This window comes from Duganella sp. 3397, from assembly GCF_031456625.1.
In the GTDB taxonomy this organism is placed as follows: Bacteria; Pseudomonadota; Gammaproteobacteria; order Burkholderiales; family Burkholderiaceae_D; genus Rugamonas; species Rugamonas phyllosphaerae.
In genome coordinates, this window is the sequence record NZ_JAVDVB010000005.1 from 504,040 (window position 1) to 518,670 (window position 14,631).

General features: G+C 69.0%; 7 protein-coding genes. 3 read left to right on the plus strand and 4 right to left on the minus strand.

The features are described from left to right. Positions 1-10: 10 nt before the first annotated feature. Positions 11-4,441 (minus strand): DEAD/DEAH box helicase, encoded by a 4,431-nt coding sequence (locus tag J2X54_RS18665; protein WP_310182553.1) that lies wholly within the window; start codon positions 4,439-4,441, stop codon positions 11-13. Between the two features lie 111 nt (positions 4,442-4,552). On the opposite strand from J2X54_RS18665, the gene J2X54_RS18670 reads away from it, so the two are divergent. The 3 genes from J2X54_RS18670 (at position 4,553) to J2X54_RS18680 (ending at position 10,415) form a co-directional block, all read left to right on the plus strand. Further along, positions 4,553-8,302 (plus strand): ATP-binding protein, encoded by a 3,750-nt coding sequence (locus J2X54_RS18670; RefSeq protein WP_310182554.1) that lies wholly within the window; start codon positions 4,553-4,555, stop codon positions 8,300-8,302. A gap of 115 nt (positions 8,303-8,417) precedes the next feature. Next, on the plus strand, positions 8,418-9,512 hold the full coding sequence (locus J2X54_RS18675; RefSeq protein ID WP_310182555.1) for an alkene reductase: 1,095 nt from the start codon (positions 8,418-8,420) through the stop codon (positions 9,510-9,512). A 3-nt stretch (positions 9,513-9,515) separates the two neighbouring features. Beyond that, complete coding sequence (locus J2X54_RS18680) at positions 9,516-10,415, plus strand: LysR family transcriptional regulator (protein ID WP_310182557.1); 900 nt, start codon at positions 9,516-9,518, stop codon at positions 10,413-10,415. A gap of 14 nt (positions 10,416-10,429) precedes the next feature. On the opposite strand, the gene J2X54_RS18685 is transcribed toward J2X54_RS18680, so the two are convergent. From J2X54_RS18685 to J2X54_RS18695, 3 genes are read right to left on the minus strand one after another with little or no spacing between them, the layout of a single operon-like run. After that, positions 10,430-12,661 carry a molybdopterin cofactor-binding domain-containing protein gene (locus tag J2X54_RS18685; RefSeq protein WP_310182558.1) on the minus strand — a complete coding sequence of 744 codons (2,232 nt, stop codon included), beginning with the start codon at positions 12,659-12,661 and terminating at the stop codon, positions 10,430-10,432. Beyond that, positions 12,658-13,131, minus strand: coding sequence for a 2Fe-2S iron-sulfur cluster-binding protein (locus J2X54_RS18690; RefSeq protein WP_310182559.1), 474 nt, complete (start codon positions 13,129-13,131; stop codon positions 12,658-12,660). Before J2X54_RS18690 ends, J2X54_RS18685 begins: the two co-directional genes overlap by 4 nt. Continuing rightward, on the minus strand, positions 13,128-14,441 hold the full coding sequence (locus J2X54_RS18695) for a c-type cytochrome (protein ID WP_310182560.1): 1,314 nt from the start codon (positions 14,439-14,441) through the stop codon (positions 13,128-13,130). Before J2X54_RS18695 ends, J2X54_RS18690 begins: the two co-directional genes overlap by 4 nt. Between the last annotated feature and the right edge of the window lie 190 nt (positions 14,442-14,631).

The following is a 14,631-nucleotide window of genomic DNA, read 5'->3' on the forward strand; positions in this document are numbered from 1 at the left end:
TGCCGCGTGGCTAACTTTTGACCTGCCAGGCCTGGCCGTTGGCGAGCAGATGCGCGCGCAGCAGCTCGCGCTCGACCGGTTCCGGCGTGCCCACGTAGCGCAGCTTGTTGCCCGCCTGCGTGGCCACCGGCAGGCCGTCGCGGAACAGGATGCGGTTGCCGGCCAGCGCCGGCACCTTGTCGCCGGGGAGCAGGGTGCCGCACAGGTTGAGCGGGTCGATGCCGGACAGGCAGACCAGGGCGCCGTCGTGCGGGCGGCGGCGCATGTCGCGCAGCAGCGGTATCGCTTCTGGCAGCGCAAACTGTTCGCCCGACAGGCCTGCGACGAAACGTCCCCCGCGAATCTCGCCGCGCGCCTCTAGCCGGTGATAGACCGGCAGCAGCTCGCGCCAGGCCGGCATCCACGACGCCTCGCGCTCGAGCAGGCGCCAGAACATCACGCCGTAGCGGCGCAGCAGGGTCATGGCGATGTGTTCGAGCGTGGCGGGATCTGTGCGCGGCCTGCGGCTTGGGACTGCCGGCTTTCTGGCTGCGGGCGCTGCTGCAACCTCGCCGGCGGCCAGGATTTCGCTGGGCCGCTCGACGATCGTAACGCCGTCGGCGCGGCGCACCAGGGCCCACCGGCCCGCTTCTTCCATCGCTGGCCCGGCCCCGACCAAGCCGCGCCGGCGGCGCTTGTCGAGCGTGTTGCGTTTTGCTGCCGGCGCCAGCATTGCGCGCAGGCCGGCGTAGCTGTCGGCATTGACCAGCCCCGTGGCCACCAGTTCGCCCAGCGCGGTTTCCAGCTCGGCGCCCAGCAGGCGGGCGTCACGCGCCAGTTCGTCGTAAAACATCGCGCCTTCGCTGCGCAGCGCGGCCAGCACCCGCGCCGCCCGCGCCGAGACAGTGATCTCGCCAGCCACGGCCGGCAGCGCATGCCACAGCGCCAGCTGGCGGCGGGGTAGCAGCACCAGCGGCGTGCCGCGCACCGGGCCGCCGGCAGCGGAACTGGGCGCACCCACGCGGGTCCAGACGATTTTGCCGGCGCGGCACAGGTCATCGAGCCAGGTATTCGAATAATCTTCCACGCGCAGGGCCAGCAGGTCGCTTTCCCAGCCGCCGGCTGCCGCTTCGTAGCCTTCGAGCTGCGCCAGGATCTGCGCCAGCGCCTCCTGGCCGGACAGCCGTTTGCTGCCTGAGAGGTGCTGCCAGTCGAACAGGAAGCGCATGAAGTCCTGGCGCTCCACCGGCTCGATCTCGCGCCGCAGCCGCTTGATGGTGTAGCGGTGGATGCGGGCGAGCAGGTGGCGCTCCACCCATTGCTCTTCTTCCACGCCCGGCGTAAAACGGCCGCGCATCACGTAGCCTTCGGTTTCGAGCCGGGTGAGGGCGATGGTGACCGTCGATGCCGCCAACCCCAGCGGGTCGGCGATGGCAGCCACGGTCTGCGGGCCGAAGCCGCCCAGGCGCGCGCGCAGCAGTTCCACCAGCGCGCTGTCGCGGGTCCAGGGTTCGTCGTCGACGTGACCAGGCAGCGGCGCCAGTGCCGGCGTGGCGACTGCTTCCGGGTAAACCGCTTGCAGGCAGGCCAGGCGCTCCAATGCCACCCACAGCTGCGTGTCGCCAGCGGCCAGCAGCGTGGCGCGTCCACCCGCAGCCAGTGTGTGCAGCCAGTCGGCCCAGCCGGCGTGGGCCTGCGCTTCTGTCGGCGTGATGGCGGCCAGCGCGACCAGCGCTTCGTGCATCTCGTCGCTGTTGCGCACATCGGGCCACGCTTCCTGGCCCACCGCCTCGATGGCGCCGACGTCGAGCGCGCCCAGGTCGTCGGTGGACGCGGGATCGGTCCAGCGCCGGTTGATCACTGCCTGCGTACGCCGCTCTTCCAGCGGCGCGTCGTCGAGGAAGGCGTACGGGCGGGCGTTGAGGATTTCCATCGCCAAGGGGGAAGGCGCCGGCAGGTCGCGCGCCAGCAGCCGTACTTCGCCCCCCTCCATGCGCCGCAACAGCGCCAGCCAGCCTTCGCTGTCCATCGCCTCGTGCAGGCAGTCGTCGAGGGTCTGGTCCACCAGCGGGTGGCGCGGCAATTCGCGTTCGCCCACGATATTTTCCAGGCACGCTGCCTGGTCGGGGAAGACGGCCGCCAGCAGGTCGTCGCTTTTCATCCGCTGCAGCTGCGGCGCCACCTTGCGCCCGCCGGCGTAACGGGGCAGTGCCAGCGCGGTGGTGGCGTTCCAGCGCCACCGCACGTTGAACAGCGGTGCGTCGAGCAGCGCCTGCACCAGCACCTGCTCGGCCGTATTGGCGCGCAGGTAGCGCCATACTTCATCGAGCGGAAAGCTGTGGCTCTCCGAGAGCGAGAGCACGATGGCGTCTTCGGTGGCGGCGGCCTGCAGCTCGAAATTGAAGTTGCGGCAGAAGCGCTTGCGCAGCGCCAGTCCCCAGGCGCGGTTGATGCGGCTGCCGTATGGCGAGTGCAGCACCAGCTGCATGCCGCCCGATTCATCGAAAAAGCGTTCCATCACCAGCGTGTCGTGGGTGGGCAGGCTGCCCAGGGCAGAGCGGGCGCGGGCCAGGTACTCGACGATCTGGCGTGCGGCGTCGTCGTGCAGGTCCAGGTGCTCATGCAGCCAGTCGATGGCGCGCTCGATGGCGCGCTCGTTAGTCAACTCGCCCGACGCGCCATCGGTGCGCGTGAGCAGGCGGTCGATTTCGCCGCGCAGGCGCGCCACGCCGAACGACAGCTCGTCGCTGCGACCCGGCGCCTCGCCCATCCAGAACGGGATGTTGGGCGCGGCGCCATGGGCGTCTTCCACCCGGACCTTGCCGGCATCGATGCGCTGGATGCGGTACGACGTGTTCCCGAGCTGGAACACGTCGCCGGCCAGGCTCTCGACCGCGAAGTCTTCGTGCACGGTGCCGATCGCAATGCCCTGCGGCTCGAGCAGCACCGAATAGTCGGCATTGTCGGGGATGGTGCCGCCCGAGGTGACGGCGGTGAGCTTGCCACCGCGCCGGCCACGCACGGTGCCGCTCACGGTGTCGCGGTGCAGGTAGGCGCCGCGCACTCCCTGGCGCGTGGTGTATCCTTCCGAGAGCATGCGCAGCACCGCGTCGAAACGGTCGCGCGCCAGGTTCGCATACGGCCAGGCTTGCCGCATCAGCGCAAACAGCTCGTCCTCGCGCCATTCGCGGCTGGCCACTTCGGCCACGATGTGCTGGGCCAGCACGTCGAGCGGCGCCACCGGCACGTGCAGGATATCGAGTTCGTCGCGGCGCACGCAGTCGAGCAGCGCCGCACATTCCACCAGGTCGTCGCGCGAGGTGGGAAACAGCCGACCCTTGGGCAAGCCACCCACGTGATGGCCGGAGCGGCCCACGCGCTGCAAAAAGGCGGCGATGCCGCGCGGGGAACCGATCTGGCACACCAGGTCGACGTCGCCGATATCGATGCCCAGTTCCAGCGAGGCGGTGGCCACCAGCACCCGCAGCTCGCCGCGCTTGAGGCGCTGCTCGGCGTCCAGCCGGTATTCCTTGGCCAGGCTGCCGTGATGCGCGGCGACGTGCTCGCTCCCCAGGCGGTCGGCCAGGTGGCGCGCCATCCGTTCGGCCATGCGCCGGGTATTGACGAACACCAGCGTGGTGCGGTGCAGGACGGTCAGCTCCGCCAGCTTGTCATATACGCGCTCCCATACTTCGTTGGGCATCACCGCTTCCAGCGGCACCGGCGGCAGTTCCAGTCCCAGGTCGCGCGCGCGCACGTGTCCCACGTCCACTACCGCGCAATCCCGGCCGGTACCGGCCAGGAAGTGCGCCACCGTGGACAGCGGCTTCTGGGTGGCCGACAGGCCGATGCGCACCGGCGGCGCATCGCACAGGGCGTCGAGCCGTTCCAGGCTCAGTGACAGATGGCTGCCACGCTTGCTGCCTGCCACCGCGTGGATCTCGTCGACGATCACCGTGCGTACGCCGGCCAGCATGGCGCGGCCGCTGTCGGAACCGAGCAGCACGTACAGCGATTCCGGCGTGGAGACCAGGATGTGCGGCGCGCGGCGGCGCATGGCGTTGCGTTCGGCCTGGGTGGTGTCGCCCGTGCGCACGGCGCTGCGGATGCCATGCGGCGGCAAACCCATGGTCTGCAATTGCTCGGCGATGCCGTCCAGGGGCGCCAGCAGGTTGACGCGGATATCGTTTGACAGCGCCTTCAGGGGCGACACATATAACACCCGCGTGGCGTCAGGCAGCGGCCCGGCGCCGCTCTCGCGCACCAGTGCGTCGATCGCGGCCAGGAAGGCGGTGAGGGTTTTGCCCGAGCCGGTCGGCGCGGCGATCAGGGTGGGGCGGCCGGCCTGGATCAGCGGCCAGGCGCGGCGCTGGGCCTCGGTGGCGGCAGGGAAGGCAGCGGTAAACCAGGCGGCGACGGCGGGGTGGAAGTCTTGCCAGTCGTGGAGGGCGGGTTGGCTCATGGAGACGTAGATGGGGGCGAAATGGGCGAACTCAACGCTGCTACCGGCGGTTAAAAAAAATGATAGGCTTGCGATCATTGTAGTTGAGGCATTCAATAAAGGCATGTATCCATGAATTTCACGGACGGACCGGTACCAGCGGCGCCCGATTTTTTAACCGCCCCGGGCGCACTGAGCGCGCAAATCCTGGCCCATGACTGGTCGCACACCCCGCTCGGCCCCATCGCCCAGTGGCCGCAAAGCCTGAAGACCGTGGTCAGCCTCATGCTCAGCTCCCACCAGCCGATGTGGATAGGCTGGGGGCCGCAGGCGACGTTTTTATATAACGACGCCTACATCGATGTGCTCAGCATGGCCAAGCACCCGTGGGCGCTGGGACGGCCGGCGGCCGAGGTATGGGCCGAGATCTGGGACATCTGCGGACCGCTGTCCGACCGCGTATTCCAGCACGGCGAAGCCACGCTGGCCAACGACGTGCGCCTGTTCATGAACCGCGGCGATTTCTTGGAAGAGGTGTTTTATTCGTTCTCCTACAGCCCGGTGCGCGACGAGTCGGGGCGGGTGGCGGGCCTGTTTTGTCCCAACCTCGATGTCACTGCCAAGCACCTGAATGCGCGCGGCCTGCTCACGCTGTCGGACCTCAGTACGCGCACGCGCGACGACAAGACCGTCGATGAAGCGTGCGACAACGTCATGGCCAGCATCAGCGGCAACCCCGACGACCTGCCGTTTGCGCAGCTGTTCCTGGCCGATGAAGACGACCGGCTGGCACTGGCGCGCAGTACCCATGCCGAGATTGCCGACGACCTGTTCGAGGTGGCCAGGGCGGTACGCCATGGCCGCATGGTGGAAGTGGAGTTTGCCGACGACCCGCGCGCCATCGGCCTGCCGACCGGCCTGGCGGGCCAGCCGCTACGCCGCGCGGTGATGCTGCCGCTGATGGGCGCCGGCCAGCAGGCCGTGGGCGCACTGGTGCTGGGCGTGAGCGCCGCGCGCCGGCTCGACGCCGACTATCGCCGCTTCATGGAACTGGTGGCCATCCAGGCTGCCACCGCCATCCAGCATGCCCGCGCGGCAGAAGATGAGCGACTGCGCGCCAACATGCTGGCCGAACTCGATCGCGCCAAGACCCAGTTCTTCAGCAACGTCAGCCACGAATTCCGCACGCCGCTCACGCTGATGCTCGGGCCCATGGAGGACGCGCTGGGCGACAGTGCAGAGCCGCTGCCGCCACAGCAGCGCGCCCGCATGGAGCTGATGCACCGCAACGGCCTGCGCCTGCAAAAACTGGTCAACACGCTGCTGGAATTTTCGCGCGTGCAGGCCGGCCGTGCCCAGGCCCACTTTGCGCCGGTGGACCTGGCCGCGCTCACTGCCGACCTGGCCAGCAGCTTCCGCTCGGCGGTGGAAAGCGCCGGCATGCGCCTGCTGGTCGATTGCCCGCCGCTGCCGTCGCCAGTGTACGTGGATCCGGTGCTGTGGGAAAAGATCGTCCTGAACCTGCTCTCGAATGCGTTCAAGTTTACCTTTGCCGGCCATATCGCCATCAGCCTGGAAGCGGTCGGCAACCACGCATATCTCACCGTATCCGATACCGGCATCGGCATCGCGGCCGAGCAGCTGCCCAATCTGTTCGAGCGCTTCCACCGGGTGGAAGGCGCGCGCTCGCGCACCCACGAGGGTTCCGGCATTGGCCTGGCGCTGGTGCACGACCTGGTGGCGCTGCACGGCGGGCGCATCGGCGTGGAGAGCGCGGAGGGCGAGGGCACGGTGTTCCGCGTGGAACTCGCGCTGGGCAGCGCCCACCTCGACCCGGCCCACGTGGTCGACGCGCCACCCGAGGCGCCGCGCCTGTCCGCTGTTCAGTCGTACGTGGCCGAAGCGGAAGGCTGGATACAGCGCGCCGAGGTTCCGGCACCGGATGCGGTGGCCAGCGTGCGCAGCGGCCGGCTGCTGATCGCCGACGACAATGCCGACATGCGCGACTACCTGTGCCGGCTGCTGTCCGACCACTGGCAGGTGGAGGTCTGCGCCAATGGCGTCGAAGCGCTGGCGGCCATCGCACGCCGGGCGCCCGACGTCATCCTGTCCGACGTGATGATGCCGGAGCTCGACGGCTTCGGTTTGCTGGCCGCGCTGCGCGCCGATCCTGCCACGCGCGATATTCCCTTCATGCTGCTGTCGGCGCGGGCCGGCGAGGAAGCACGGCTCGAAGGCTTGCAGGCGGGCGCCGACGACTACCTGGTCAAGCCGTTTTCGGGCCGTGAACTGGTGGCGCGGCTGGACGTGCTGCGCGAGCGCCAGCGGGCGCGCGAGGTGGATGCTGCGGTCACGCGCCGGATCCGCAGCGTTTTCAGCCAGGCGCCGGTGGCGATCGCGATCTTTCGCGGACCGCGCCACGTGTTCGAGCAGGCCAATGCCCATTACCGCAGGCTGGTGGGAATGCGTGAACTCGACGCCATGCCGATCCGCGACGTCTTTCCAGAGCTGGAAGGGCAGGGCATCTTCGAGCTGCTCGACGAAGTGGCCCGCACCGGCGAGCCTTACGTCGGCCAGGCGGTGCCGGTGCTGCTGCGCACCGGCCCGGACCAGCAACTGGTCGAGCGCAGCTTCGACTTCATCTACCAGCCGCTGCTTGGCGACGACGGCAAGCCGGAAGGCGTCATGACGGTGGCGTTCGAGGTGACGGAACTGGCCAATGCGCGCCGTGCGGCTGAAGCGGCCAACCGCGCCAAGGACGATTTTCTCGCCATGCTGGGCCACGAGCTGCGCAACCCGCTCGCGCCCATCGTCACCGCGCTGCAGTTGATGCGCCTGCGCGGCGGCGACCAGGCGGCCAGGGAGCGCCAGGTGATCGAGCGCCAGACCAGCCACCTGGTGGCGCTGGTGGACGACCTGCTCGACGTGTCCCGCGTGGCAGAGGGCAAGATCGAACTGCGGCGCGAACCGGTGCAGATTGCCGAAGTGGTGGCGCGCGCGATCGAGACCGCCAGCCCGCTGATCGAACAGAAGCACCACGCGCTCGATGTCGATGTGCCGACGGCCGGCCTGCTGGCGCTGGTCGATCCGGGCCGCTGCGTGCAGGTGGTGGCCAACCTGCTCAACAACGCCGCCAAGTACACCGAGGCTGGCGGCACGCTCAAGGTTGGCGCCTGGCGCGAGCGCGGCGATGACGGCCAGGACGTGGTGGCCATCGCCGTGCGCGACAACGGCATCGGCATCGCACCGGCCATGCGCAACTCGATCTTCGAGCGCTTCGTGCAGGAGCGCCAGGCCTTGAGCCGTTCGCAGGGCGGGCTGGGACTGGGCTTGACGATCGCCCGCAGCATGGTGGCGCTGCACGGCGGCAGCATCGATGTGCACAGTGACGGCGTGGGCCGGGGCAGCACGTTTACGGTGCGCCTGCCGCTGCTCGCACAGCATGAAGCACAGGAGCAGCACAATCAGTCCGATGCTGCGCCCGCTGGCGAAGCTGCCACGGCGGCGCCGGCGCCCGCGCCCACCGGCCTGCGCGTGCTGGTGGTGGATGACAACGAGGACGCTGCCAGCGCGCTGGGCGAGCTGCTGGCATTGCAGGGGCACGAGGTGAGCGTGGTGTTCGGCGCGCCCGAGGCGCTGGCGCAGGAGCCGGTGTTCGCGCCGCAAATCTGCCTGCTCGACATCGGTCTGCCCGGCATGGACGGCTACGAACTGGCGCAGCGCCTGCGCCGGCAGAGCAGCAACCGGGCGTTGCGGCTGGTGGCCATCACCGGCTATGGCCAGGACAGCGACCGCCGGCGTGCGGCCGAAGCGGGGTTCGATCATCACCTGACCAAGCCGGTCGATCCGCGCGTGCTGGACGAGTTACTGCGCCAAAAGTAAGAGAAACGCGAGCATCGTTGCGCATTACGCAAAGGTGTTGCCGGCTCAGGCTGGCTTATCAGCAGGCGTGCGGCGGTCTACAGTGGCTCATCTCCAACCACTACGGACCACTGCCATGAAACAGCTGCTCGACACCATCCACATCGGCGACCTCGCCCTCACCAGCCGGGTGGCGATGGCCCCGCTCACGCGCGCCCGCTCCGGCGACGACGGCGTGCCGGTTGCGCTCAACGCCCTGTACTACGGCCAGCGCGCCACGGCGGGCCTGATCATCACCGAGGCCACCAATGTCTCGCCCAATTCGGCCGCCTTCGAACTGGCGCCCGGCATTCATACCGAGGCGCAGGTGGCCGGCTGGCGCGGCGTGACCGACGCGGTGCACGCCGCTGGCGGCCGCATCTTCATGCAGCTGTGGCACAGTGGCCGGGCCAGCTCCTACGCGCTGCTGCAGGGCCGCGCGCCGCTGTCGCCATCGGGCGTGAACGACGACCTGGGCCTGTTGCAGGTGTACGGCGCGCTGCGCAACGGCATTTACACCCGTATCGCTGCCTCGCCGTCGCGCGCCATGACGACCGAAGAAGTGTATGCGGCCGTCGCTGAATTTCGCGCTGGCGCGGTGAACGCGGTGCGGGCGGGCCTCGACGGGGTGGAGATCCACGCCGCCAATGGCTACCTGGTGCAGCAGTTCCTCTCGCCCGTGGTCAATCGCCGCACCGACGAATTTGGCGGCAGCGTGGAAAACCGCCTGCGCTTCCTGCGCCTGATCGTCGAAGCGGTGCTGGAAGTGCTGCCGGCCCAACGCGTAGGTGTACGCATCTCGCCGTTCGCCGCCTATAACAACGCCACCGATCCGAACGTGGCAGAGACCTATGGCGCAGTGGCGCAGCTGCTCGACGGTTATGGCATCGGCTACATCCACGGCGCCGACACCAATGCCTGGGGCGGCACGGCCGACATGCCGAAGCTTCTCGACATCATCCGCTCGGGCTACAAAGGCGTGGTGATCGCCAACGCCGGCATGACGCCGGAAGCGGCGCAAGAACTGCTGGCCGGCGGCCAGGCCGACATGGTGGCGTTCGGCCGCGCCTATGTCGCCAACCCGGACCTGGTGGCCCGGATTGCCGCCGGTGGTCCGTACAACGAGCCCGATCCGTACTCGTTCTACGGCGGCGCGGAACGCGGCTACACCGACTACCCGTCGCTGGGCTAGGCGGTGGACCGCTGGCAAGCCATGCGCACGCTGGTGCAGGTGGTGGAATCGGGGACGTTTTCCGCCGCCGCACGCCGGCTCGAGGTGGGGCAGCCGAGCATTTCCAAGACGGTGGCCCAACTGGAAGCCGAACTTGGTGTGCAGCTGCTGCTGCGTTCGAGCAGGGGTCTCACGGCCACCGAGGCCGGCATGGCGTATTACCAGGGCGCGCGCCGCGCGCTCGATGCCTTGCATGACGCCGAAGCGGGCGCCCGGGGCGAGGGCGCCAGCCTGTCGGGGCGCCTGGTCGCGTATGCGCCGGTGACCTTTGCGCGGCTGCACATCATGCCGCATTTGCCGGCCTTTCTCGAGGCCCATCCCGACCTCACGCTCGACCTGGTGCTGGACGACCGCAACGTCGACCTGCTCGAAGGCGGCGCCGACATCGCGCTGCGCCTGGGCCACCTGGAGGATTCGGCCATGACGGCGCGCCGCCTTGCGCGCGGTCCGCGGACGCTCCTGGCCACGCCGGAATACATCGCGCGCTACGGTACGCCCGCGCATCCCTCGGAACTGTCCAGGCACCAGGCAGTGCTCTACGACCGTCCGGGCACTGGCAATGGGACCGGTGCGGGCAGCATGTTCGTGCGCGGCGACGAGCACGTGCCGGTGGCGTTGACGGGGCGGTTGCGGGTATCGGCCGCCGAAGGCGTGCGTGCGGGCGTGCTGGCACACATGGGATTGGCCGTGGCCACCGAGTGGATGTTTGCGCCGGAGCTGGCCAGCGGCCAGGTCGTGCGCCTGCTGCCGGACTGGCGCCTGCCCGCGATGGACCTTTGGGCGGTGTACCCATCGGGGCGCAGGGCCAGCGCCAAGACGCGCGCCCTGGCCGCCTTTGTCGAAAGCGCGCTGGCTGCGCGCTGACCCCTGCTGCCCTGCTACGACTTGAGGTGCGGACCGGCCAGCGGCAGGTCGCGCCAGCGTTTGCCCGTCACGTGGGCCAGGGCGTTGCCCAGGGCGCCGGCCATCGGCCCCTGCGCCGCTTCGGCCACGCCGAGGAGCGGCGTGCCGGGACGGTCGAGCAGCCCCACGTCCACATGGTCCGGCACGCCCGAGTAGCGCATGATCGGATAGCTGGCCCAGTCCACGCTGGCGATGCCCTGTGGGCCGAACTGCAACTGCTCGTACAAGGTCCAGCTGGCAGACTGCAAAATGCCGCCTTCGATCTGGTTGCGGATGCCGTCCGGGTTGACCATCTGGCCGCAATCGACGGCTGCCACCACCCTGGCGATGCGCACGTCGCCGGTGCTGCGGTCGAGCCGGATTTCCACCGCGATCGCCACATAACCCATGATGTTCTTGTACTGGCCGAAGGCAAAGCCGAAGCCGTGATCCGGCTTCGCTTTGCGCTTATCCCAGCCAAACCTGGCCGCAGCGCTCTGGATCACCGCGCGGGCGCGTTCGTTGTCCAGGTGCTTGAGGCGGAACTGCACCGGGTCGATGCGGGCGGCAGCGGCCAGTTCGTCCATCATGCTCTCGATGGCAAACAGGTTGATGTGCGCACCCAGCGAGCGCATGGCCGAGGTGCGCAGCGGCGTCACCGGCAGGAAGTGGTTGACTACGCGCGACTTGGGCAGCACGTACAGCGGAATCGCATTGCGGTCGCCGCCGCCCTCGGGCATCGGCATCGGCACCGAGGGGCTGGGCACGAATGGGCGCGCCAGCAGCGTGGCCGGGATCAGCTTGCCGGCATTGCCGGGACGCTCGTTGTGCGAGCCGCTCCACAATTCGTACTGCCAGTCGCAGATCTTGCCGCTGGCATCGATCGAGGCGGAGAGCTGCGAGCTGATGGCCGGCGCGTACGGTTCCCACTGGTTTTCCTGGTCGCGCATCAGCTGCACCCGCACCGGTATGCCGGGCAAGGCGCGCGCGATCAGGGCGGCATCGGCCGCCACGTCGTCGGCGCCGTTCTGGCCATAGCACCCAGAGCCTTCGGTGTGGATGCAGCGCACCGCGTCGAACGGCATCGACACCATCTCGGCCAGCGCGGCGCGCAGCGGATACACGCCCTGGGTGTGGGTCCAGACGGTGAGCTTGCCGTCCACCAGGTGGCCCAGCGCGCAAGACGGCCCGATCGAGCCATGCAGCACGTACTGCTTGGAATAGCGGTGCGACAGCGTGGTCACGGCCGCACCGGTGGCGGCGCGGTTGCCGGCGATGGTGATGTCTTGCGAGGGCAGGGCGCGCAGCGTAGTGTGGATGGTTTCCTGCACCGGCAGTGGCGGGCCGGCCTGCCACCTGGCGCTGGTGGTCAGCGCGCGCATGGCCAGCACGGCCTGCCATTCGTCGCGCGCGACCACGGCCAGGTAATTGCCGTCGACGACCACCTTGACCACGCCGGCCATGCGCGCAACCCCGGCCGTATCGGCCGACAGCAGCCTGGCACCATACGCGGGCGGGCGCACCACGCGCGCATGGACCATGCCGGGCGGACGCATGTCCTGCACATAGGCGGCGCCGCCGGTGAGCTTGGCGGGAATGTCCACCCGTGGCAGCGACGCGCCGATCACCGTGTATTTTGACGGGTCCTTCAGTGGCGACTTTTCCTGGGCCTGGCGGTGCAGGTCGATGCCGCGCACCGCGTCGCCGTAATGCATGTGGCGGCCGTCCGGCGCGGTGACCACACCATTGCGGGTGGTGAGCCTGGTGGCGTCGAGCTGCCACTGCGCCGCTGCGCCTTGCACGACCAGCGCGCGCACCTGGGCGGCGGCATTGAGCAGCGCGGTGCCGCTGTCGGCCATGGTGTGGCTGCCGGCGGTGAAGCCCTCGTTGGGCGTGCGGCCGGTATCGGCGGTGACGAAGTCGATGGCGGCTGGCGCGATATCGAGCTGTTCGGCCGCCACTTGCAGCAGCGCGGTGCGCACGCCGGTGCCCAGTTCCGCCTTGCCGGTGAAGACCGTGGTCTTGCCGTCGGGTGCGATGCGGATCCAGGCGTCGAGCATCGGGATGCGACTGAGGCTGCCGGGCAGCCTGGGGTTGGCAATCGGCGGCACGCCCATGCCGTTGAATTCCGCGCGTGCAGCAGGCACCAGGGAGAAGCCCACCAGCAGGGCGCCGGCGCGCAGCACGGCGCGCCGGCGCGGGTCGATCGGTTGTTCGGCTATCGTCATTTCTGGCTCGCTGGGGTAGTTTTTTGCGCCACTTCGCGGATCGCGCCAAGAATGCGCATGTGGGTGCCGCAGCGGCAAAGATTGGGTTCCATGTGCTTGCGGATCTGCGCTTCGGTGGGGTGCGGGTTCTTCTCCAGCAGCGCCTGGGCGCGCATCACCATGCCTGCGATGCAATAGCCGCACTGCGCGGCCTGGTGCTTGATGAACGCCGCTTGCAGGGCGCCCGGCTTCGCTTGCGTGCCCAGGCTTTCGATGGTGCGCACCTTGCGGCCCGCGCACGCGGCGACCGGCGTGAGGCAGCCGAACACCGGCTGGTCGTCCACCAGCACGGTGCAGGCGCCGCACTGGCCCAGGCCGCAGCCAAACTTGGCGCCGTTCAGTTCCAGCTGGTTGCGCAGCGCGTACAGCAGCGGCGTGGAGGGATCGATGGCCAGCGTGTGCGACACGCCGTTGACGGTGAGGGTGGTCATTGCTGGTTCTCCTTGCGGATGGCGGTCACGCGTTGTTCGATGCCGCGTGCGTCGAGCGGGCGTTGTTTGTCGTCCTGCCATGGCGCGCGCTGGCCGATCTCGGCGCGTACGTACATGGCGATGCTGGCCACCTGGGCGTCGGTCAGGGTGCCCGCGAATGGCGGCATGTAGCTCGATTGCCCGGTGTGTGTCCACGGCAGCCCGTTGAGGATGGTCTGGATCAGGTTATCGGGCTTGGGACCGGCGACGGCGCTGCTCAGCGCCAGGGACGGGCGGCTACCGGCGGCCATCATCGGCGCGGCGCTGGTGTGGCAGCCGGCGCAGGCGCCGGCGAACAGGGTACGGCCCGGCAGCAGCGCAGGATCGTTGGCAGCTGGCTGGATGACCGCTGCAGCCGATAGTGCAGGCGGCTTTGCCGCAGGGTTTTGCAGCGACATGATGTAGTGGGCGATCGCTGCCGCATCTTCGGGCGGCGTGGTGGACAGGCTGTGCGCCACCGGCGCCATCGGGCCGCCGGCGGCGCCGTGTTCGGGCGACCAGCCGTGGCGCAGGTACAGCGCCAGCTGCTGCTCGGTCCACGGGCGCGGTGCTTGCAGCAGGGCGGTCAGCGCGGGTGCATCCCAGCCATCGATATTGCCGCCGCTGAAGGCTGGGCTGCGTTCGCCGCCGATCGGTCCCAGCGCGCTGTGGCACGAGGCGCAGTGGCCGGCGCCGTCCACCAGGTAACGGCCCCGGTTCCAGATTTCGCTGCGGTTGCCGTCGGCCGGCACCGGTCCGGGGCGCAGGTACAGCAGGTTCCAGCCGGCCAGCAGCGGCCGGAAATTGAGCGGGAAAATCAGCTGGTTGGCGGGCGGCGTGGCCTGTACCGGCGCGCGGGTCATCAGGTAGGCGTAGGCATCCTCGATGTCCTGGTTCGACATGCGGGTGTAGTGAATATAGGGGAAGGCCGGATACAGCAGGTGGCCGTCCCGCGCCACGCCCCGGCGCAGCGCGCGGGTAAACGCGGCCGGCGACCAGTTACCGATGCCGGTGCCGGCATCGGGCGTGATATTGGTGGTGTAGATGGTGCCGAACGGCGTTTTCAGCGGCAGGCCGCCGGCAAAGGGTTCGCCGCCGGAAGCCGTGTGACACACCATGCAGTCGCCCTGCGCCACCACGCGCGCGCCGCGCGCCACCGTTTGCGCAGCGAAGCTGGCGGCTGCCGGCGGCGCGATGGGCGCGATCGCCGGCTCCAGCATCCAGGCCGCCGCGCCGGCGCAGCCGGCCAGCACCACCGCGCCGGCCACACTCCATTTGGTCTTGCGTTTCATGTCTTCCTCCATTGATAACAGGATGCTGCCACGCCTGTGCGCGGCTGTAACCTGCCTGAAGGAATAGCTGCTATTCCTTCCTGGAATAGGGGAAGGAAGGCTGGCACGGACGAAACTAAACCTTGGTATGAGTTGGCATTACCAAGGTGCGATTTCGCCAGGTTCCGCACCGACCTATATTGGCAACAGG

Coding starts and splice junctions, on each gene's coding strand:
- J2X54_RS18665 (WP_310182553.1), bottom strand. CDS start 4,441: ATGAGCCAACCCGCCCTCCACGACTGGCAAGACTTCCACCCCGCCGTC.
- J2X54_RS18670 (WP_310182554.1), top strand. CDS start 4,553: ATGAATTTCACGGACGGACCGGTACCAGCGGCGCCCGATTTTTTAACC.
- J2X54_RS18685 (WP_310182558.1), bottom strand. CDS start 12,661: ATGACGATAGCCGAACAACCGATCGACCCGCGCCGGCGCGCCGTGCTG.
- J2X54_RS18695 (WP_310182560.1), bottom strand. CDS start 14,441: ATGAAACGCAAGACCAAATGGAGTGTGGCCGGCGCGGTGGTGCTGGCC.
- J2X54_RS18675 (WP_310182555.1), top strand. CDS start 8,418: ATGAAACAGCTGCTCGACACCATCCACATCGGCGACCTCGCCCTCACC.
- J2X54_RS18690 (WP_310182559.1), bottom strand. CDS start 13,131: ATGACCACCCTCACCGTCAACGGCGTGTCGCACACGCTGGCCATCGAT.